Below are 21,364 nucleotides of genomic sequence, written 5' to 3'. Positions count from 1 at the left end.
TCATAAAGCGTGTTTTTCTGCAAAACATGCTTTTTTCTTGATATATGGTAGAATGTGTTTTAATTACAGATAGTAATAGTCCTGAATGGAGGTGATTAATGATGAAATATTCAAAAGCAACAAATTATGCGTTACATACGATGGTGTTTTTAACGCTCAATCCTAAAGGGAAATCAATGAGCGTAGAGTCTCTAGCAGAAATGCAGAAATTATCACCAACCTATCTTTCGAAAATATTAACAAAGCTTGTGAAGGCAGGTTTAATTGAGTCGAATCCAGGTGTCAACGGTGGTTACCGTATTTCTAAGCGTCCACAAGAAATTTCTTTCTTAGATGTGATTTATGCGATTGAAGGACAAACCTCATTATTTAGTTGTACTTCAGATCATGAAGATGTCTTTCATCATCAAGGCTGTCTTATTGAACAAGTGATGGTGGGTGCTGAGAATAATATGAAAGAGGAGCTTAGTAAGCAATTTATTATAGATATAGCTAATAAAATCGATAGAAAATCGATTTAGATGGATAGCATGCAAAAAGCGGTGGATACAGCACTAAATGTGATGGATAGAACGTTCAAATTGGTGGATAGGAACTAGGGAAGACCCCTAGTTCCGTTATTTTAATTGCATAAGAGCACCAAAATATTGCTGTGCTGTCGCGAAGCAAATAAATGCTAGTAGCTCGCTAATCTCGGCTGCTGTTAAATAATCCTTTAATACAGCTGTGACATTGGCCGCAGTGTGACCTTTTGAAGCTAAGAATGCTTCTGCAAAACCTGTACATACGGCTGTTTTCTCATCATAGTATTGTGGATCTGGTTTGCCTTTTGCCTTACAATACTGACAGCCATTTTTTTGAGCTAATGTTTTTCGAACCTCTTCTTTTAATGAAGCGGATAGATGCCCGTCTTTTTCGAGTACCTCCCCCAACTGTTGCCAGTGCAGCTGAATTCCCTCGTTATAGCCTAATAGTTGTTGAAATGGCGTTAAGCCCTTGTCGTGTAAATGAATAAGTGTCATCAAACATCCCTCCTTTCATTAGTGTAAAATATGAATAACGAAGTTAACATGCGAATTCGAAGGAAATTATAATCGTTTCCTTTTAAAAAGAAGGGGTATTGCCATAATGGATTTCATTAATGAAAGGATACTGAAAGAATTAAAAGAGGATAGTCGTATTTCTATGAGTGAATTAGGGAGACGAGTACATTTATCGGCACCAGCTGTTCGTGAAAGAGTAAGGCAATTAGAGGAACAGGAAGTCATAAAAAAATATACTTTGGCTATTAATAAAAAGGCATTAGGCTATCCAGTTGAGGCTATCATTGAGGCGACAATAAAAAACAACCGCTATGCAGATTTTAAAGATCTTATTAAGACGTATACAACGATAGATTTTTGTTATCGAATATCAGGTGAGGCATGTTTTTTATTAAAAGGGCATTTTCAAACTTTTTCTGATGTTGAGCAGTTTATTGATGTATTACAGCCATATGCACATACAAAAACCAATTTTATTTTTTCTGATATATGTGAGGACATTTAAGAAAGGAGCTATTAATGGAATTCAAATTATTTGAAGAAGAAATTGATGATTTAGTACAGTTACTCACTCAAAATAAATGGTTGTATCACACGAATCCACTGGTAAAAGAAGAGTCCATTCGAGCTGCATATGTGGAGGGTTACTATAAGAACGATCGTGAAACACATTGGCTACTTGAGGAAGGGGAAAAAGTCGGGATTCTCTTTATTCATGATATAAGTGATACGATTCCACTTTTTGATATTCGCTTAGATGCAAAGTGTAGGGGTAAAGGCTATGGGGTCAAAGCCCTCCGTTGGTTACAAGATTATCTATTTGGCGAAAAAGGTAAGATTCGTATTGAAGGCTATACTAGAGCCGATAATATGGGGATGCGAAAATGCTTTAGTAAAGCTGGCTTTGTGAAAGAGGGCTATTTAAGAAATGCTTGGGAAAATGAGGACGGTACCGTGACAGATAGTATTGTCTATAGTGCTATTAAAGATGATTGGATTACAGGGAACTCAACACCAATAAAAATGGATGAAGTCCCATTTTAAAGTGTTTGAGAGGAGTTATAGTATGAAAAAAGACATTTTAAATGCTTTAAGAAAATTATGGTCAAGCCAATCAAGTTCTAAATGGAGCTTGGATAACCTTGCAAAAGGGCAATGTGGCGTTACTTCATTAGTCGTGCAGGATATTCTTGGCGGAGAAATTAGAAAGACCTTTCTCAAGGAGGGCTGGCACTTTTATAATGTCATTAATGGCGTAAAAATGGATTTTACGGAGGAGCAATTTTCATACATAATCGACTATCAGGATATTGATTCAAATAGGAATGAGGCTTTACATGATACCAATGATGCGCAATATAGCTATTTAAAATCACAGGTTTATAAGCTTTTAGGGAAGGTAGAGAGTTAGTTTTCTCTGCCTTTTTAAATTTAAAAACAAAGTTGTTGACGTTGATAAAAATATCGTGTTATTATTATCTCGAATTCAAGATAAATAATTTCAAGATAAATGAATTCGAACCTTTAGCTTTCGTCAGGAGGTACAATTATGGGTTTTTTGAATAAATTATTTAGTTCAAAAAAAGAGGAGGAACAAACAATGGCAGAATTAAATATCGGCATTATTATTGGATCGACACGTGAGGGACGTGTAAGCCCTCAAGTAGCACAATGGGTAAAGGAAATTGCAGATCTACGTGGTGACGCAAACTATACAGTGATCGATATTGCTGATTATAAATTGCCATTATTAGGCGAACCAGGGCAAGATGCTTCGGGTGCACAGGCTTGGTCAGAAATTATTGCTAAACAAGATGGATTTGTGTTTATCGTACAAGAATATAATCACTCTATTACAGGGGCCTTAAAAAATGCACTAGACTATTTACGTGTTGAGTGGAATAACAAGGCAGCAGGAATCGTGTCATATGGTTCTGTAGGTGGAGCTCGTGCAGCAGAACATCTACGTGGCATTATGGGAGAGCTATTAATTGCAGATGTACGTGTTCACCCAGCATTATCCTTATTCACAGATTTTGAAAATGGAACAGACTTTAAACCAAAGGAAGTACAATCAGATTCAGTGAACCAAATGTTAGATCAATTAATCCCATGGTCTAAAGCTTTATATACAATTCGCTAAGCTTATCCAGTTTGAGGTAGGACGTAGTTGGGCACAGTAAAGGTGAGAAAAATAGTCGAAAGGGCTTGTTAACATGAAAAAACATACAGCAGGTATTCACCATATCACAGCCATCGTAGGGCATCCACAAGAGAATATTGATTTTTACGCAGGTGTGTTGGGCTTACGTTTAGTGAAGCAAACTGTAAACTTTGATGATCCTGGCACATATCATTTATATTTTGGCGATAAAGGTGGAAAACCAGGCACAATCATTACCTTCTTCCCTTGGGCAGATGCTTATCAAGGACGTATTGGTGATGGCCAAGTTGGCGTTACAACGTATGTTGTACCAGAAGGGGCACTTCCATTTTGGATTAATCGCTTAGCAAAATTCTCGGTTCCCTTCCAAAAAGCTGAACGCTTTGGTGAGCAAGTCATTCAATTGGACGACCCACATGGTTTGCATATTGAACTCGTTGCACGTGCGGAAGGCGAGCTCAATGAATGGACATTTGGTGAGGTAACACCCGAGGTTGCTATTAAAGGTTTTGGTGGAGCTACACTATACTCAAGTCATCCTGAAGAAACGGCAAAAGTTTTAACAGAAGTGATGGGCCTTGAACAGGTAGCGACAGAGGGTGACTATACTCGTTATAAATCAAGTGCAGCTATTGGTAATACTGTAGATTTAAAAACAGTAGCAGGTGTACGTGGTCAAATGGGTGTAGGAACGGTTCACCATATTGCGTGGAGAGCTCAAGATAATACGGATCATTTAGAATGGCAAGAGTATGTGATGAACCATGGACAGCATGTAACGGAAGTCAAAGATCGTAATTATTTCAATGCGATTTATTTCCGTGAGCCTGGCGAAATTCTATTTGAAATCGCTACAGATCCTCCTGGATTTGCTCATGACGAAACACCTGAGACAATGGGTAGCCAATTAATGTTGCCACTTCAGTACGAACAGCATCGTGAACAATTAGAAAGAACATTAATCCCGATTAAAGTGCGTAAACTGGATTAAGAAGAGGGGTCGCTTAATTTCCAATAATCCAAGAAAATGACAGGCTGTTAGCAGAATTGCACAGTCAAACTACGCTAAAATTGCGATAGAGCACAAAGCTAAAATATAATAAAAATGAGAAAAGAGCGAATTTGCAAAAATCCTCTCTTTTCTCATTTTTTATTATAAAATTCCTTCTATTTTCATTAAATCTTCATTTGTTAACAGGACATCCGTTGCTTCCACATTGATAGCTACTTGGCTTTTATGCTTTCCTCCTGGGATAACGGCATCAACACCGTCTTGGGCTAATAACCAAGCAAGAGCCAGATTTGGTAATGTTGTTTGTTTTTCTGCTGCTACTTCCTTTAACGCCTCTACTTTAACTAATGTTTGTTCAAACAGTTCACCGTGGAATAAGGGGTTTGAAACTCGCCAGTCCCCTGCGCCTAGTTTAAAATCTTTTGTATACTTGCCACCAAGTAGACCATATGAGAGTGGTCCATAAGGAATAAATGAAATATCATTTTTTATACAGTATGGCAGTAAATCTTGTTCGGCTGAACGGTTTAACATATTATAAGGAGATTGTAAGACTGAAATATCATTATGCATATTTGCTTCGATTAATTGATCTAATGTTACGTTAGAAATTCCTATTGCTCCGATTTTACCTTCTTCTTTTAAGCGCGATAATTCTCCAATCGATTCAACAAGGGGTGTTTCGTTATCAGGGAAGTGCAAATAGTATAGATCTACATAATCCAATTGGAGGCGATTTAAGCTATTTTCAAAAGCTTGTCGTAGATATTTTGGATGATTATCTACTGTTACTGTACCATCTTCAAACCAACGTTTAGCTGCCTTTGTTGCCAAAACGAAATCTTCCCTACGATAGTTTTTCAAAACATCCCCAACGATTTCCTCTGAACGCCCTTTACCATAAATGTCTGCTGTATCAATAAAAGTTATTCCAAGATCTAGGGCTGTTGTCACTAGCTCCTTTCCATCTTGTTCATTTAAGCTTTCAAATAAATTATGACCACCAACAGCATTTGTTCCAAGACCAATTTCTGAAATACGGATATTAGTTTTCTTTAATGTATGGAATTTCATCTTCTTACCTCCTCGTTTTTCTATAACAAGAATAGGATAAAAACCTATTTTTACAAACATCTATACTAATAGTTTCATATATAGAAACAAAAGCATTTTTATTGCAAAGGAGCATAGCTTATTAATCTTCTAAGATACAAAACTATGTTAAAAGATAATCAATTTCCGCTGTTAATTTTTTACTTGCCTCGACTAATTTTTTTACAAAAGAACGAATGGCCGCTTTCTTTATTTGCTCCGTCGAACCGTGTAGGGCAATGGCACCTATTACTTCTTTATTGACATAGATAGGTACTGCAATACAACATTTACCTAGATTGGTTTCTTCATTATCAACAGCGTATCCTTGTGCTTTAATAACCTGTAAGTGAGGAATTAATAAACCATAATCATAGAAGGTTTTTGTTGTAAGTGGATGAAGTCTTATACTATTTAACATGTCATGTTGCGTTTCTGTGGGGAGGTGAGCTAAGACTACTTTTCCAAGTGCACTTGAATGCATGGGTGTTCGAGTATCGATTGCTTGAAAAAAAGGTTGTTCAAATGGCTCCCTGATGACATTTTTTATCACCATTTCACAATCTTCCAAAATACCAATATAAGTAGTTATTTCTTCTTGTCGGGCTAATTGATAGGGTGCTACAAGAGAAGTCCATTCAATATCTTGATGCCAATATAGATGTTCATCTCTAAAAATATGAGGATTTAATTGATAGTATTTATTATATTTATTAACATAATTCATTTTTTCCAAAGTATAAAGCATGCGAAAAACCGATGTCTTATTCAGTGATAACTCTTCCATAATTTCAGTCAATGTAAGAGCATGCTTTTGTCGTAATATATCCAATATCAAAAGGCCCTTTTTTAATGTCGATACTTCATAGGAATCCATTTCTATCCTCTCCTAACTTCTAAAATAATTTAACCTGTACCTGTGAAATATTCATAGTTCTTTATTGATATTATAAAGACAATTTTTTATAACTGCTCAATTTTTATTTCAGTAATATACAACCTCAAATTTGTAAAATGGTGGACAATTATAAAAAATGTCAGTGTTTTTTTGTATTGATTGTTGATTCTCCTCTTACTGGAGGTAATACACTTTGATTTGAATCAGCAAGATCAAAAAAACAAGGAGGTTTTTATTATGAGGTCTATTGAATTGTTTTATGTCATCTTTAATATTGTTTTACTAGGTTGGTTAGTTTTTGGTAGAAACAAGTCACAGCGAGGAATACTGATAGCTGGTGGTATGTCTATGCTATTTCTACTTGTCCATGGAATCATTGAAGGGATGCGGTGGCAAATGATACCGACTTATTTGATGACATTATTTTTTCTCGTTGTTGTTGTGATAAGGCCCTTTTTTAACCCAAAAGTTCAAAAAGAACAACAATCAAGTATGCGCCGATTACGCGTTGTTCTGAATTCAACATTAGCTGTACTTTATTCTGCCATAGCAGTTAGTCTGCCTATCGTTCTTCCGGTATTTACCTTTGAAAAACCAGCGGGTCCGTACCAAATTGGAACAGTCACCTACGATTGGGAAGATACTAAGAGGGAAGAGACTCTCACACCAGAGCTTGGCGACAAACGCGAATTAATGGTACAGATCTGGTATCCTGCTGATACGAATGTTAAAGGTAATACGGCTCCTTATATTTCCGATGCTGCTGTTTTTGCAGAGGGGTATAGTAAAATTCTAAATTTACCGAAGTTTTTATTCACAAATTTTGGTTATGTCAAGACACATGCTATTGAGAACGCTGAGATTTCTAATCAGGAAACAACCTATCCGGTACTCCTTTTCTCTCATGGCTTTAGTGGGCATAAAAATCAGAACACTTTTCAAATTGAGCAACTAGTCAGTCAAGGCTACATCGTGGTAGGTATAGATCATACTTATAGTAGCACTACTTCCGTTTTTTCTGATGGTCGTATAGCAAATTACGTCCCACAAAAAACGGAATCAATCGCATATTTAGATAAAGCAAATGAGGGTTGGGTTGAAGATGCTAAATTTGTGCTGGATCAAGTAGAGCAGTTGGCTCAAAACGATTCTGAAAACCGCTTTACAGGTCGAATGGATATGGAGAATATAGGTATGTTTGGCCATTCCTTTGGTGGGGCAACGAGCACCCAAATGCTAATGACAGATTCAAGAATAAAAGCAGCTCTTAATATGGACGGCGTTCTATATGGAAAACTCCGAGTTCCTGCAGATGGGCTGAAGAAGCCATTTATGATGATGAGTGCGGATGACTCAATCAGAGAAGCGAAGGAAACGGATAGTAAGGAGTTCATTGAGTTTGTAAACGAAACTCTACCACGGTATGAGTATGTAACTGTGGGTGGGAACTATTGGATGAAGATTAAAAATATGAAGCATATGGGCTTCTCTGATTTATATCTGTTTTCACCACTTTATGAACGGATGGAAGGGGGCGACATCCAAAAGGCTTACCGTTTGATTAACGACTATTCATTGGATTTCTTTAATCATTATTTAAAGCATCAGCCATTTAAACTATTAGAGCAAAATATTGGGGATTATCCAGAGTTTACGTTGCAGAAAGGTTGACTGCTAAAGAGAATAGTTGAGGGTGTTTAGCCCTCAATTATTCTCGTTCTGAGTTTTCCATATGTTCAAGTCGCCATTCTATTCCATGAAATAGTAATTGATTAGCTTTTGAGAGTTGGTAGTATTGTGGGCTTAGAATGGCACATAACGTTTCACATCGTTCGAGTCGTTTGGTTTTGGTTCTTTGAATATATTTTACAAAGTAATGGAAGTAATCTTCTTTATTGTCCAAATGCTCTGAGTTCGCATACAGCCTAGCAGTATCATCGACAATGGCCTGTACAACCGGACTGCTGGCAGGCGATTTTTGTTTCAACGCCTTATTCAATCGATCATGGATGTTTTCGAGCTTTCTGACCAGTGTTGTAGCATTGTATTTTGGCTGATGAACAATATTCATGTACAGAAATTCAGTATTTTTCAGGTCTTTTATAAACTGCGGATCATTTATGAGCTCCTGCAACTCATGCCAAGCAGCGGTTTGTTTGGCGGAGCCTTTCACCTGATTAATAATGTATTTGTCAAAATAATAAAAAAACGAATCTTTCCACTCTTTTGGAATGCCATTTAAGAATTGTATTTCTTGCACTTTTTTATCGATAAATTGTTTTTTATTTTCAGCTTTAATTGTTCGTGCATTCACTAAATCATGAATACACTGCAATGAATCCCCATTATGTTCCTTTGCTTGACGCAAAATTGATATCATATCCATAAGCGTATTAACCTGTGTTTCCATCGATTCAATCTGCCAATCAAGTATTCTAGTGACTGATAGCTCCTCAGATATCATTTTGCTTATATCATCAATTCCAAAATCCAAATAACGCAGGTTTGTAATCATTTCAAGACGCCATATATCTTTCACTGTGTATAATCGATGTCCACCATCAGTATAACTTGTAGGTTTTAGCAACCCAATTTCATCATAGTAACGAACTGTTTTTATAGTAGAACCTATTATTTTAGCTGTTTCACCTATAGTATATTTTTCTTCCAAATGATTACACCTCCTGATTGGATCACTTTATAGTAATTTTAACATCATAGTTCATTTGATGATAAAAAAAGTCATTATTTTATTTTACGATAAACTTGCCATAAATTGAGGAATTGGACTTGCATAGCTGTGAAGTTTTTATCAACAAAGTCATCATAACTAAATTGTTATAATTATAAAATGCGAAAATACCGTCAAAGCATTTTCGCATTTTAAATTTTCATATTCAAACATTCCAAGAGCAGCAACTTTCATTTAGAAAATTATGCTCCTGCCAATTATGATTGCAACTGAACTACTTAACGACTATGATAAGGGCTATTTCACATTCTCAGTAAGGTAGATTAAGGGTGAAGAGCGCGAGCCATTGCATCTAAATAGTTCTGACTTGCACGCTGACTTACCTCAGCTTCAGGTACAAAGACTTCAAAGCAATGAAAGCTACCAGGGTAGAGATTTATTTCAACATCTACTCCTGCTTGGGCAAGACGTGTTACATAATCAAAGGTTTCATCTCGAAATAAATCAAGTTGACCTATACATGTATAGGTTGGTGGTAATCCTGCTAAATTATCTGCTCTTGAAGGAACCGCATACGGAGAAAGTTCGTTGGTGTCCTTTTCTTCTCCTAAGTACATACGCCAAGCGGTCAAATTATTTGATCTACTCCATGTTGCATGAGCATCGGTAATCTCATAGCTAGATGGCGTTTCATTTCGGTTATCAAGCATTGGATATAATGGCATTTGAAATATAATTGAAGGCCCTCCCTTATCGCGAGCCATTAATGCTAGTGCTGCTGTTAGCCCTCCGCCACCACTTGCACCAGCAATTGCCACTCGTTTAACATCAATGCCTAGTGATGGAGCCTCAGCTGTCATCCATACTAACCCTGCATAACAATCTTCAATCGCGGCTGGATAAGGATGCTCAGGAGCAAGTCGATAATCAACAGAAACGACAACGCAGTTAGCGGTCTGAACAAAACGTTCACATAGAAGATCATCCATATCGGGGTGTCCCATAACGAAACCACCACCATGAATCCAAAGCATAGCTGGAAGTTTATCGTTGCTCCGTTTAACGGGTTCATATATTTTAACTAGCATTTCACCTCCATCACCTCTAGGAATTGTACGATTAGTTGTAAATACAAGTTCTGACTCCTCTAATGGTGATTGGGCTAAGAGACGACGACTCCATTCTAAATCTTCGTCTAGGCGAAAGCCTGGAAATTGCGAGTAAGCCTGCCTTAATTCGGGTAAGATTCGGTCATTGATTGTCATATAAATTCTCCCTGTAAAGTAATGAATTTTTAAATAAATGGATGTCCTTCTAGTGCCATTTCCGCCTCCCATTTAACAACTTCCTCACGCACACGGGGTGCCACTTCTGTTCCAAGAAGTTCTATCGCTTGCATGACTTGATCATGTGGCATTGTACTTAAAGGTACGTATAACATAAATCGTGTGATCCCTACATGTTTACGAAGATGAATGATTTTCTGAGCAACTGTCTCTGAATCACCGACATATAATGCCCCTTCAAAACTACGTGCAGCATCATAGCTAGAACGATCATAATACGACCAACCCCGTTCTTTGCCCAGTTTATTCATGCCCGCCTGTGTAGATGGGAAAAATGTATCTGCTGCCCACTCGTTATTCGGGCCAACGAAACCTATCGAATGGGAGCCTACCCGAAGCTTAGATAAATCATGACCTGCATGAGCAGCAGCTTTTTTATAAAGTTGTACGATTGGAGCAAACTGCATAGGACTGCCTCCAATGATTGCTAGCATAAGGGGTAATCCTAAAAGTCCGGCCCGAATGGCAGATTGTTGATTTCCTCCACTTCCAATCCATATGGGTAAGGAGTTTTGAACAGATCTTGGATACACACCTAAATTGTTGATGGCTGGTCGATGCTTCCCTTCCCATCCTACTTTTTCTGACTCGCGAATTTTGAGTAATAAGTCCAAATGTTCTTCAAACAGTTCATCATAATCATTTAAATTGTAGCCAAATAGGGGGAAAGATTCGATAAAGGATCCACGGCCAGCCATAATCTCCGCACGCCCATTTGATAGTCCGTCTAAAGTAGAAAAATCCTGAAAGACACGTACGGGATCGGCAGAAGAAAGAACTGTCACGGCACTTGTTAATCGAATTTTTTTCGTTTGTGGAGCGGCAGCTGATAACACCATTGCTGGGGAGGAAGCAGCATAATCTTCTCGATGGTGCTCGCCAACGCCAAACACATCCAATCCTACTTGATCTGCAAGAATGATTTCCTCCACGACTTCACGTAAACGCTGTGCATGACTAATTACCTCGCCACTATGAACATCTGGTTTTGTTTCTACGAAAGAAGTAATTCCTATTTCCATTTGTTATCTCTCCTAAGTTAAATCAATATTTTGTGAATCGTCTAGTCATTACCCAAAAAATAAGGGCAATTGTACTGATAAAAGCTCCAAGTAAGCAAACCCCTTCCCAGCCAAAGTGTGCATATGTCTGTGTAGAAGCGATTGAACCGCCAGCGCTGCCGATGGAGTAGAACACCATGTAACCAGCGGTAAGTCGACTTCGCGCTTCTGCACGCAATGGAAGAATCATCGTCTGATTAGTGACATGAATTGCCTGTACGGCCAAATCCAGCAAGATAATACCAACAACTAATGCAAATAACGACTTTTCTAGATAATTTATAAACAACCATGAAATGAGTAGTAGCACTAAAGCAATCCCTGTTGTTTTTTGTCCATAACCCCGGTCAGCAAATTTCCCTGCCTGTGCGGCAGCTAATGCACCAGCCACTCCAATAAGACCAAAAGCACCAATGACACTGTGTGACAGTGTTAACGGTGGGGCACTAAGTGGCAGAACAAGTGGCGTCCATAAAATACTGAAATCAGCAAAAATTAGCATGGCTAAAACCGAGCGGATACGTAAAGTTCTTTCTTGAATGAACAACATAAATACGGATTTAATTAGCTGAAAGTAGGATAGGGCTTTTACTTCACGCTCCACTTTAGGTAACACTTTTAGAAATATACAGACCATTAAAAACATAAGAGTGGCAGAGACTAGATAAACGGACCGCCAGCCAGCAAGATCAGTTAAGAGACCAGCGAAGGTCCGAGCGAGCAGTATGCCAATGACGATTCCGCTCGTGACAATACCAACAACACGACCTCGTTCTGTAGGGGAAGCCATAGTAGCCGCAAATGCCACAAGTGTCTGCGTCACAACCGCAAGTAGACCTACCAAAGCCATACCTGTGAAAAGTACTGCGCTATAGGAGGCAGTGCCTACTATAACCAAAGCCGTTATGGACAGTAGCATCTGTCCAATAATCAATCGGCGCTGATTGAGTAAATCCCCTAGAGGCACTAAGAGTAATAAACCTAAGCCATAAAAGATTTGCGTGATGGTAATAACAACACCAATAATCGAGTGATCAATAGTAAACTCATTTGACAATTGATCGAGCAGCGGCTGTGCAAAATAAATATTGGCTACAGACATTCCACAGGCTGTTGCGAATAATAATGTTATAGCTCGAGACATGGAAGACTGTTGATTTATAGTAGGCGCATCGTTTTCTCGCTTCAGATCATTGTCCACACGATATCCTCCATTCATAATTGAATTGTCATTATAACTTACTGTTCGGTATGAAATAATTATTGGTAAATATATCTTAGTTTTATTTGCTGTGTCAATGTATTTTTTGAATTTATTTTTATAAATAAAACGGAAATTGACAATATAAAGAGCAGGTTATACAATTATTACATACTGTTTGGTATTTAAATTGTAGTGACCAGCTTATTAATCCTTACATAAAGGAGGTGGGTTTTTTATGGCAAGAACCCGTGAATTTGATGAAGAAAAAGTATTAGAGGCTGCCATGCAGTTATTTTGGGAGAAGGGATATGAAGCTACTTCTTTAAGTGATCTCACTGCTAGAATGGGCATTCAACGTCCTAGTATTTATTCAACCTTTGGTGACAAAAAAGAGCTTTTCGAAGCAGCACTTCGAAGATATACGACATCTCGTGCAGCTGATATACGAGCAAGACTCCAAAGCCATACGTCTGTAAAGCAGGCATTTGCTACTTTTTTTGAAGAAGTGATTGCAGCTGAATATACGAAAGATCTTAGTAACGGCTGTTTTTGTATCAATACAATGGTTGAATTAGCTCCTCATGACGAGAGATTTGAAATTTTAACGAGAGAGCATCAACTTTATTTAGCTGTTATTTTTCAGGAGACGATTGAGCGAGGAATCCAATCAGGCGAGTTAGATGCTGACACGGATGCGAAATCTTTAGCACAAGCACTACTTGTGGCACTAATCGGATTAACGGTCATGCTGAAATCACAGCCGCAACAAGCCTTTGTTGATAATGCAATTGCAACAACGCTCACATTACTTAAATAATACTTTACTATCTATGTAAAAGTAGATGAAACTGTACCCCTTTAGAAGGGTTAAAGGGGTACTAGAAAAATACATAATTACAGCACATCTTGATTATATATAACATAGTATGATTTATAATTTCTTACAAGCCCATGCGTCTATCTCAACCTTTAAGGCAGGAGTAGCGAGTGCAACCACATATATCAATGTTGTGCATGGAAGATGTCCCCCAAAAAAGTTATGGATGATTTGCTGTCGTTGACTTGCATCCATTTCTCCTACCAAATAGAAAACGATCTTCGTCAGATCTTGAACCTCCGTATTGGCGCTTTCTAAATTTTTTTTATATTTTCTAGTGCTACATTCAATTGTACTGCTGCATCTTCAGGGATAGTCCCATCTGCCATCATACCGATTTGACCTGATAGGGTTAACCACCTATGGGGGCCAGTGACTTCAATTTGATGTACATAAGGAGCAACAGGTGGGTGAATGTTCTCAGGATTCCTCGCAATTTTCATAGAATCAGTCCTTGTCTATTTTTAATTTGTTTCTGTAATCAAAATAGCATAATGTACCATCTGATAAAAGTTCTATGCAAATACCATTATAAAAGAACTTTCAAATTGGATATGCTGGTTTTATAGGGTTATAATAGATTCATAGAATTTAGGCTTATACGCTGATAAAGCTTTCAAAAAGGATAAAAGTATTGATTTTTTAATTTGACAAGACATACAATTCACTTCACCCACGCCTAAGGTTTTATACAGACACTTCTAAAGAAACATGAATTTCGTCTTATTTTGAAGGTAGATGGCTATACTCATTAAATGAGAGGGAAATTTTTACATAAGAATGATGCGTATTGTTGTAAATCAATTTTATACTGCTTATGTTTAGTTGATAGTGTAGCCCTAGGTAGCAGAGGCAGCGAGGCCGTTTTGTAGAAGGAGTGAATAAATGAGTAATTTCTTTCGGAGTAATGGATTTAAACGTATTATTCTTCTAGTTGGGATTGCAGTTGCATTGTATTTAATGCGTAGTATGATCAACTTAATTTTGCTGACGTTTATTATTACCTATTTGATGAATCAGCTTACTACGAAGACAACGAAAAGCATAAGAAAATATACACCGATGAATGAAAAGGCTGTTACAGTAACATTGTACCTTTTACTTGTCGCAGGTATTGTTGCGGTAATTTACAAGTATTTGCCGATTGTAACCCAGCAAATTACCCAGCTTTTCGATCTTATTGCCAGCTTTAATCTCGATCCAGATGACAATGAGATTGCCAGATATTTAGCGCCAACTTTTGAGAAAATCGAACTTGGAAAATATTTAGAGCAGGGTGTGGATTTAACTCTTAAAAATATTACGAATATTGGTAAAATCATTATGCAAATTCTGATTTCTCTAATATTGAGCTTGTTCATCTTGTTGGAAAAGAAACGCATTATTGAGTTTACAGCCAAGTTTAAGGATAGTAAAGTTGGACCACTTTATGATGAACTTCATTATTTTTCAAGAATTTTCATCCGCTCATTTGGTAAAGTAATTGAGGCTCAATTTATTATTGCTGCTGTCAACTGTGTGTTATCAGTGATTGCCCTTTCTATAATGGGCTTTCCACATCTGATTGCTCTTGGGATTATGCTCTTTATTTTAGGTTTAGTGCCAGTCGCAGGAGTTATTATTTCACTAATTCCACTAAGTATTATCGCATATAGTATCGGTGGCTTAATGTACATTGTCTATATTTTAGTCATTGTCATGGTATTACATGCCATTGAAGCTTATTTCTTAAATCCAAAGCTGATGTCCGCAAAGACAGATTTACCGATTTTCTATACGTTTATGGTCATCCTCTTCTCAGAGCATTTCCTTGGTGTATGGGGATTAATCATTGGTATTCCGCTGTTTATGTTCCTGCTCGATATTCTAGGTGTAACCTCCTCGGAAGAGCCTGTAAAGAAATCAGTACCAATACCCAATGAAAAGTAAATGGAATAGTTTTGACAAAGGAATCATCTACGTACAAGATGGTTCCTTATTTCATGTGAAAGAGGAGTCTATCATGATAAAAGGTCAAAGAGTCTATTTAAGAGCCATTCGTGAGGATGATATCGATCGTATTGCAAGGTGCTTTCAAAATGAAGAAATCATGTATATGACAGGAACGCGTAACATATTTACAAAAGAACACATTAAAGAGGCGATTCAACGTTTTAAAGAAGATGCCTCGCGCTATGATTTTGCTATTTGTTCAATTGACAACGATCAAGTAATTGGCGATTATCGAGATCGACTTAACTAATAAAAAAGCAATGTTTCGTATAGCCTTACATTGTATCGAGAAGTGCGGTAGAGGGATATGGCTCTGAAGCCGTACAACTTGCTCAAAAATTTATATTTGAGGAGCTAAACCTGAACCGCTTAGAATTACAGGTGTATTTCCATAATAGTAGAGCCATTAAATCCTATGAGAAGGTCGGTTTCAAATACAGAAGTTATTTTAAGACAGGCTTTGTTTATGAACAATGCATTTTCGGATGGGATTATTATGAGTATGTTGCGTGATGAATATTTGAATAAAAAGTAAGAAAGGGGCCATGATGAGGCCCCTTTCTATTTAAGCATTTTTTAGAGAGGAAATGGTTCTTGGATTTTTTTTAATATACAAGTAAATGAGCAATGCTGTAATGCCCTCTGCTACCGGGAAGGTCCACCAAATGGCCTGAGAGCCAAGTAGTTTGGGTAGTACGATGAGGGTAGGGATAAATAAAATAATACTGCGTAGTAACATAATGGTTGTGGCAATACGAATTTTTTCAATGGATTGAAAAAATTCTGCGAACACCATATTGATTCCTAAAAATACATAGCCAATGGCAAAGTGAACAAAGCCCTGTGCTGCCAAACTACGAATTTCAAAGGAGCTATCTCCAAATAATGCCATTAATTGAGAAGGGAAAAGCATTGCGATAAGTGCCGTCGTTAACCCTAAAATAAATGCAGTAGCTAGCCCTATTTTTAATAATGCTGTTAATCGTTCTAGTAATCTCGCCCCATGGTGATAGCTCACTAATGGTTGTAGTGCCATACCGATGCCAAGGAAAATCGTTAACAATACAGTATGGATATAGTTGACCATTGCATAGGCTGTTACGCCATTTGCCCCTAAGTAGTGCAAGAAGGTAACATTATACAAAATAACGATAACTGCTACGGAAGCTTCAACGATAAAGCTGGGTAGTCCAATAGCAAATATTTTTCTGAGATCTGATAGATTAAAAAATGAAGAGACAAACTTTAACTCAGATTGTGGACGGAAAAAATGAAGACAAAGTACAGACGTACCTATAATAGTGGCGATTGCTGTTGCTAAGGCACAGCCAGTCACACCATAATCTAGTACGAAGATAAAGATATAATTTAAGAGTATATTCAATACTGATGTTGTAATTAAGCCCAGCATAGCAAGCTTTGGGTTACCATCATTTCGAATGAAAATACTTAGTAGATTTTCTAGTGTGTAAAACACGCCAAACAGTAAAATAACATGTAAGTATTCCTGTACATAGGGATACGTATCATCGCTTGCCCCAAATATATAAGAAATATCTTTTAAATTGAACGCAAGGAATCCGATAATCGTTAGCACGACTAGTAACATCATTATAAACGCTAATGTAAAGAGCTGATGAGCTCGTTGCCTATTGCCCTCTCCGAGAGAAATTGAGAAAAGCGTAGCTCCTCCCATACCAATCCATAGAGAAATTGAAAGTAAAATAGAGAAAATGGGAACGGCTATATTAACCCCAGCTAACGCTGTAGGACCCACGCCATGACTAACGAAAATACCATCTACCAAAATATTGACGGACATCAAAAGCATACCGATCATTGCGGGGAATAAGTATGAAAGAAATAATGGTTTCAGTGGTCTTGTTTCAATGGGATTAATGGTTGTCATGTCCATACACCTCCAACACCATTACTTTTTCCCCTTTGTCGTCTAGTTCACCATTAAATATAAAACCAAATTGTTTATACAGCTGAATAGCTACTGCATTATTGTCATAAACACTTAAATATATTTGTGAACTGTTGAACTTTACTGTTAAGTAATGAATAAGTTGCTGTAAAAAATGTTTACCTAAACCTTGCCCTTGGTATTGTTCATCAATTAGATAGCGATCGAGCCAAACGCGTTGACTGTAATCTTCATGAGGGAATAATCCATACATAGCGAAGCCTATAACGGTGTTATCTTTATACAGACCTAAAGGAGTAAAGCGTCGATCCATTTCTGCCTCTGCTAAGCATTGGTCTGTCGTTTCAATAAAATGTTGCTGATTGTCTGCGATGCGTAAAGCTAAAATTTCTTTCTTGTTGAAAGCTGTAATGTCACGAATCTCCGTGAACATAATGTCAAAACCTTTCTATTTTTATTGTGAATAGGTACAATTTAAAGTATATAGTTACTATATAGTCAAGGGAGGAAGCTCAAAAAATGCTTAATAAAAATGTAAAATATTTTACAACTGGGGAATTTGCTAAAATTTGTAAGGTTAATAAGCAAACACTCATTTATTACGATCAAATTGGATTATTATCTCCCATCATGAAGGATAGTAAAGATTATCGGTATTATTCACTTGCTCAATATGATTTTTTTAGTGTTATTGAGTTATTAAAAGCAGTTGGAATGTCCTTGAAGGATATTCAGCAGTATATGGCAGAGAAATCACCAGAGAATTTTTTAGAATTGATGCATCAACAAAAAGAAATTGTTGCGAAGAAACGTCGAGAGCTCGAAATGATTGAAAATATTATTGATGTCAAAATCAAAACGACTGAGGAAGCTCTACATCTACATTTTGATGACATCACGATTGAGTACTTTCCTGAAGATACATTATACCTAAGTAAAAATATCGAAGATTCTACTGAAGAGCAGTTTGTGAAGGCTGTATCGGATTTTATCGAGGAATTAGATCGCTCTCAATTAGATACAGGTTATCCAATCGGAGGGATTACGAGGAGAGAACAAGTATTAGCTGGCAATTACGATAATTACAGCTATTTATATATTGAGCAGCCTAATCCAAGAGAAGGTCATCCTTACTTTAAAGCAATAGAGGGGGAATTCGTTATTGGTTATCATGTTGGGCCCTCTGCGAAGCTTGGAGAGACCTATACACGTTTATTTAATGTCATGCATGAAAAAGGCTATGAGCTTGGTCAATACGTTTATGAGGAATACGTTTATGATGCTGTTATAAAAAATCGAGAAGAAGAGTATGTGACAAAAATTATGATGGAAGTAAAGAAAGTCAAATAATTCACTGTTACTTACTAAAAAAGACCGTATAGAGTTAAGTAATTTAGCATATTTGAAGGCTTATATATCAGTAAAATAATAGCATTTTTTATTGCGTTGGAAATGAACCTAATCAGTAGATGATTTTCTGACGATAAAAATAAGACGAAAGAAATCATTTTAGCCTATGTGGAGGTGAGCTGCAATGTGGATTGAGCGTTGGCAACATTTAATAAAGCGATTGAAGTGGCAAGGAGCTTATGTACATCCGATTGAAATACGAGCAGTCGCTACTGAACATGATTTACGCAGGTAGAGGCACGACTTGGCGTACAAATCCCTAATGAGTTCCGTCATCTCTTACTAAATTGCTCGCAGCAAGTAACTATTTATTGGTCTCTCCCTGACGAAGCTATCTTGCCTACAGAATTGCTGGATACGCCTTCTGGAGATTTTGGCTGGAGCTTAAATGATTTGGATTTCCCCTATTTTGGAGGGGATGATGAATTGCATGAACAGCAATACTTACAATTTTTTACGGCAGGTAACGGAGATGCCCTTCTCCTCAAACTTGAGGACGAATCGATTTGGTATTGGAGTCATGAAGAAGATGAATTTAATTTGCTTGCCTTAAGCTTTCCTGCGTATGTCGACATTGCGACCACGCTAGGCTGTATTAGTGTAGACTGTGGACAGCATCAACAATTTTGTAGTGGGGAGGGATTGGGTGTTAATCTGACTAGGTCACAAATATGGTGAACGTGGCTGGAACAATATTTAAGCTCTAATTTACAGCAGGCTAAATCAAGCTTAGAATCTTTACTTCATTATGTTTCCATGCATGGCGTAAGAGAAACAAGCATTCAAGAGGCTTTTTGGCAATTTGATAAGGTAAGGATATATGAGGCACTTCAACAAAGAGTTGAACAAGCACAGACTCCAGCACAACAAAAAGCTTGGGGTGAAGTTCTAGTAACGGTGTGTGCTGACGAGGCTGAAAGATGGGTAAAGGAACTTTGGCAAGGGAATGCTGAACTTCCAGCCTGGCTACGTGATTATTTAACGGCGCATTGTTTACCAGTAGACGAAGGGCTGGCTCTTATCCTACAGGATATTGAAAAAGATAACATGGATGCCTATACGGCATTACATCGATTACGCCATTTCCAGCACCCAAACATTATTACATGGATGAAGCCCTATGTTGCATTTCCGATCGATGGCTGGGACTCGCTTTTAGCAGTATCACAGCCAAGTGCAGGGACACTATTTGAGTGGTTAGATGGTAGTGAAGTAGAGAGACTGACAGCTATCCGAGCTGTTTGCTATATGATGCAGCAGGGAATCACACCAACAACAATGATAAATGAGGAAGAATGGCGCTCTTTGCTGGCTTATTGGATGGAACATGAGGTATTACGAAAAAATAAACAATTATTTAGCCAAGTACTGAATGGTTTGGAAAATTGGATACTGAAATGCTATATGTTACAAAGGAGAGAGTAGTTTGAATCATTTTACGATATTTGCTTCCAAAAATGATCTAGATGATATGCATGCTAAAATAGCCGACGTATTTGCCAAAGGCTTTGCTATTGAAAAACAAGATAGCGGATATTTATTGAAATCTAAAGGGCTTTTTAAAAAATATAGATGCTCGATGAACATTTTAACTGAAGATATGAACCCTGATTATTTTGCAAAAAATATCCCTGGGATGATGGGCTATTACGATACCATTCCCTTTAAAGATGAACAGCTAAAAGAACGAGTAATGATTCAAATAGCTGTGCTCAATACAGTCATTGCAATCGAGATGGATAGAGCTATGACAGACGAGCATATGCAGCTATTTACAAGACTACTAACAAGGATAGGCGGTATTGGTTTTCTACCAGACGGTACTTTGCTGGATCAAAACGGTAGCGTGATTGTTTATCCTAACGGGGAATCGGGTCCATCTGACTTTAGACCCCATGCTTGTACAAGAAAAATAAATACGCATGAGGTAGCATCAGCACAGGGAGAAGTGCGAAAAAATAAAACGATCGCTTTTTTAACAGAACGAGAGATTCCTTACGCTGCTTCTCTTCCTCAGCTATCACCATTAGAAAATCTCCACTTTAAAAGTCAAGAGGATATCGCAAAAAGAGCAGTTGCCCTATTGATTGTTATTCAATTCGCCTGTGACGTAGCACAAAATGGCGATATTGAAGGGTCTAGGGAATTCTTTACCGATATGCTACATAAATATAAAGTACAACCATTCTTAACGGAGCAAGAAAGGCTCTTTCTGGGGGCGCAGCATCCTAGTACGCAAGAGGCTGTCAATATTTCATGGCAATATGAAGCCTATTGGACACTCATTTGGGCATTAGGTATGGTGGAAGAGTTAGATTTTCCGGAAGATGTTTGTGATTGTGAATATGCGATTCAAGCTGTTTCAAGCTGCGAAACGTTTGAACAGTTTTACCAACAAACAATTATGCGCAGTAAGGAAGAAATTTTAGACGAGGCTGATAAAATTTATAGATTGCATTGGGCTTGTGTAGATAGTCGAATTAATGGACAGACAGCTCCTTTAGCGTTAAATGAAAGTGTTGTGATGGAAAGGCGCAGAGGCTTATTTTGGATGATTGGGTATCAAGACGAAGAATGGGATACGATATCCATGGATACATAAAGTAATCGCAAACTAGGGAATCTAGTTTGCGATTATTTTAT

The 21,364-nt window shown here is 37.5% G+C and carries 22 protein-coding genes and 2 pseudogenes; 14 read left to right on the top strand and 10 right to left on the bottom strand.

Annotated features, from left to right (window positions below):
* The first annotated feature begins 98 nt into the window (after positions 1 to 98).
* Positions 99 to 521, top strand: coding sequence for an Rrf2 family transcriptional regulator (locus MKY46_RS22200; protein WP_340835415.1), 423 nt, complete (start codon positions 99 to 101; stop codon positions 519 to 521).
* Positions 522 to 617: 96 nt separating this feature from the next.
* Here the strand turns inward: MKY46_RS22200 and MKY46_RS22195 are convergent, their stop codons facing one another.
* On the bottom strand, positions 618 to 1,022 hold the full coding sequence (locus MKY46_RS22195; protein WP_036128779.1) for a carboxymuconolactone decarboxylase family protein: 405 nt from the start codon (positions 1,020 to 1,022) through the stop codon (positions 618 to 620).
* Positions 1,023 to 1,128: 106 nt separating this feature from the next.
* Here MKY46_RS22195 and MKY46_RS22190 point away from each other — a divergent pair, with 106 nt between their 5' ends.
* From MKY46_RS22190 to MKY46_RS22170, 5 genes are all read left to right on the top strand, one after another.
* Complete coding sequence (locus MKY46_RS22190; protein ID WP_036128778.1) at positions 1,129 to 1,548, top strand: Lrp/AsnC family transcriptional regulator; 420 nt, start codon at positions 1,129 to 1,131, stop codon at positions 1,546 to 1,548.
* A 14-nt stretch (positions 1,549 to 1,562) separates the two neighbouring features.
* The gene (locus tag MKY46_RS22185) at positions 1,563 to 2,087 is read left to right on the top strand and encodes a GNAT family N-acetyltransferase (protein ID WP_340835414.1); all 525 of its coding nucleotides are present in this window, start codon (positions 1,563 to 1,565) and stop codon (positions 2,085 to 2,087) included.
* Between the two features lie 22 nt (positions 2,088 to 2,109).
* Positions 2,110 to 2,454: a YunG family protein gene (locus tag MKY46_RS22180; protein ID WP_340835411.1), complete on the top strand. Its 345-nt coding sequence runs from the start codon at positions 2,110 to 2,112 to the stop codon at positions 2,452 to 2,454.
* A 138-nt stretch (positions 2,455 to 2,592) separates the two neighbouring features.
* Positions 2,593 to 3,186: an NADPH-dependent FMN reductase gene (locus MKY46_RS22175; protein ID WP_036128773.1), complete on the top strand. Its 594-nt coding sequence runs from the start codon at positions 2,593 to 2,595 to the stop codon at positions 3,184 to 3,186.
* 73 nt (positions 3,187 to 3,259) lie between these two features.
* Positions 3,260 to 4,198: a ring-cleaving dioxygenase gene (locus tag MKY46_RS22170; RefSeq protein WP_340835409.1), complete on the top strand. Its 939-nt coding sequence runs from the start codon at positions 3,260 to 3,262 to the stop codon at positions 4,196 to 4,198.
* Positions 4,199 to 4,360: 162 nt separating this feature from the next.
* Here the strand turns inward: MKY46_RS22170 and MKY46_RS22165 are convergent, their stop codons facing one another.
* Together MKY46_RS22165 and MKY46_RS22160 are read right to left on the bottom strand one after the other, a co-directional pair.
* Positions 4,361 to 5,293, bottom strand: coding sequence for an aldo/keto reductase (locus MKY46_RS22165; protein WP_036128769.1), 933 nt, complete (start codon positions 5,291 to 5,293; stop codon positions 4,361 to 4,363).
* A gap of 142 nt (positions 5,294 to 5,435) precedes the next feature.
* Positions 5,436 to 6,188: an IclR family transcriptional regulator gene (locus MKY46_RS22160; RefSeq protein WP_340835406.1), complete on the bottom strand. Its 753-nt coding sequence runs from the start codon at positions 6,186 to 6,188 to the stop codon at positions 5,436 to 5,438.
* Positions 6,189 to 6,446: 258 nt separating this feature from the next.
* Between MKY46_RS22160 and MKY46_RS22155 the strand changes: the two genes are divergently transcribed.
* Complete coding sequence (locus MKY46_RS22155; protein WP_340835405.1) at positions 6,447 to 7,880, top strand: alpha/beta hydrolase family protein; 1,434 nt, start codon at positions 6,447 to 6,449, stop codon at positions 7,878 to 7,880.
* Between the two features lie 37 nt (positions 7,881 to 7,917).
* On the opposite strand, the gene MKY46_RS22150 is transcribed toward MKY46_RS22155, so the two are convergent.
* The 4 genes from MKY46_RS22150 to MKY46_RS22135 form a co-directional block, all read right to left on the bottom strand.
* A complete protein-coding gene (locus MKY46_RS22150) occupies positions 7,918 to 8,880 on the bottom strand; it encodes a MerR family transcriptional regulator (RefSeq protein WP_340835403.1) in 963 nt (320 codons plus the stop codon).
* A 344-nt stretch (positions 8,881 to 9,224) separates the two neighbouring features.
* Positions 9,225 to 10,166, bottom strand: a complete 942-nt coding sequence (locus MKY46_RS22145; protein WP_058845244.1) for an alpha/beta hydrolase — start codon at positions 10,164 to 10,166, stop codon at positions 9,225 to 9,227.
* 29 nt (positions 10,167 to 10,195) lie between these two features.
* The gene (locus MKY46_RS22140; RefSeq protein WP_340835402.1) at positions 10,196 to 11,269 is read right to left on the bottom strand and encodes an LLM class flavin-dependent oxidoreductase; all 1,074 of its coding nucleotides are present in this window, start codon (positions 11,267 to 11,269) and stop codon (positions 10,196 to 10,198) included.
* Positions 11,270 to 11,291: 22 nt separating this feature from the next.
* Positions 11,292 to 12,452, bottom strand: a complete 1,161-nt coding sequence (locus tag MKY46_RS22135; protein WP_445299965.1) for an MFS transporter — start codon at positions 12,450 to 12,452, stop codon at positions 11,292 to 11,294.
* A gap of 295 nt (positions 12,453 to 12,747) precedes the next feature.
* Here MKY46_RS22135 and MKY46_RS22130 point away from each other — a divergent pair, with 295 nt between their 5' ends.
* Complete coding sequence (locus MKY46_RS22130) at positions 12,748 to 13,329, top strand: TetR/AcrR family transcriptional regulator (protein WP_036128759.1); 582 nt, start codon at positions 12,748 to 12,750, stop codon at positions 13,327 to 13,329.
* Between the two features lie 114 nt (positions 13,330 to 13,443).
* Here the strand turns inward: MKY46_RS22130 and MKY46_RS22125 are convergent.
* Positions 13,444 to 13,832, bottom strand: a pseudogene (locus MKY46_RS22125) (RidA family protein).
* Between the two features lie 442 nt (positions 13,833 to 14,274).
* On the opposite strand from MKY46_RS22125, the gene MKY46_RS22120 reads away from it, so the two are divergent.
* Together MKY46_RS22120 and MKY46_RS23855 are read left to right on the top strand one after the other, a co-directional pair.
* A complete protein-coding gene (locus MKY46_RS22120; RefSeq protein ID WP_058845249.1) occupies positions 14,275 to 15,318 on the top strand; it encodes an AI-2E family transporter in 1,044 nt (347 codons plus the stop codon).
* A gap of 73 nt (positions 15,319 to 15,391) precedes the next feature.
* Positions 15,392 to 15,916 (top strand): annotated as a pseudogene (locus MKY46_RS23855) (GNAT family N-acetyltransferase).
* Between the two features lie 30 nt (positions 15,917 to 15,946).
* Here MKY46_RS23855 and MKY46_RS22105 read toward each other — a convergent pair.
* On the bottom strand, positions 15,947 to 17,290 hold the full coding sequence (locus tag MKY46_RS22105) for an MATE family efflux transporter (RefSeq protein WP_058845250.1): 1,344 nt from the start codon (positions 17,288 to 17,290) through the stop codon (positions 15,947 to 15,949).
* On the bottom strand, positions 17,277 to 17,744 hold the full coding sequence (locus MKY46_RS22100; RefSeq protein ID WP_340835399.1) for a GNAT family N-acetyltransferase: 468 nt from the start codon (positions 17,742 to 17,744) through the stop codon (positions 17,277 to 17,279). Before MKY46_RS22100 ends, MKY46_RS22105 begins: the two co-directional genes overlap by 14 nt.
* Positions 17,745 to 17,830: 86 nt before the next feature.
* Between MKY46_RS22100 and MKY46_RS22095 the strand changes: the two genes are divergently transcribed.
* From MKY46_RS22095 to MKY46_RS22080, 4 genes are all read left to right on the top strand, one after another.
* Complete coding sequence (locus MKY46_RS22095; RefSeq protein WP_036128745.1) at positions 17,831 to 18,661, top strand: MerR family transcriptional regulator; 831 nt, start codon at positions 17,831 to 17,833, stop codon at positions 18,659 to 18,661.
* A gap of 315 nt (positions 18,662 to 18,976) precedes the next feature.
* The gene (locus MKY46_RS22090; RefSeq protein ID WP_340835716.1) at positions 18,977 to 19,399 is read left to right on the top strand and encodes an SMI1/KNR4 family protein; all 423 of its coding nucleotides are present in this window, start codon (positions 18,977 to 18,979) and stop codon (positions 19,397 to 19,399) included.
* A 78-nt stretch (positions 19,400 to 19,477) separates the two neighbouring features.
* Positions 19,478 to 20,146 carry a hypothetical protein gene (locus tag MKY46_RS22085; protein WP_340835398.1) on the top strand — a complete coding sequence of 223 codons (669 nt, stop codon included), beginning with the start codon at positions 19,478 to 19,480 and terminating at the stop codon, positions 20,144 to 20,146.
* A 1-nt stretch (position 20,147) separates the two neighbouring features.
* Complete coding sequence (locus MKY46_RS22080; protein ID WP_340835396.1) at positions 20,148 to 21,323, top strand: DUF4272 domain-containing protein; 1,176 nt, start codon at positions 20,148 to 20,150, stop codon at positions 21,321 to 21,323.
* Positions 21,324 to 21,364 lie beyond the last annotated feature (41 nt).

Source organism: Lysinibacillus sp. FSL M8-0355 (assembly GCF_038008985.1).
GTDB classification, from domain to species: domain Bacteria; phylum Bacillota; class Bacilli; order Bacillales_A; family Planococcaceae; genus Lysinibacillus; species Lysinibacillus fusiformis_D.
The sequence above is the reverse complement of the archived record's forward strand: the minus strand, read 5'-3'. Positions and strand labels throughout refer to the sequence as shown.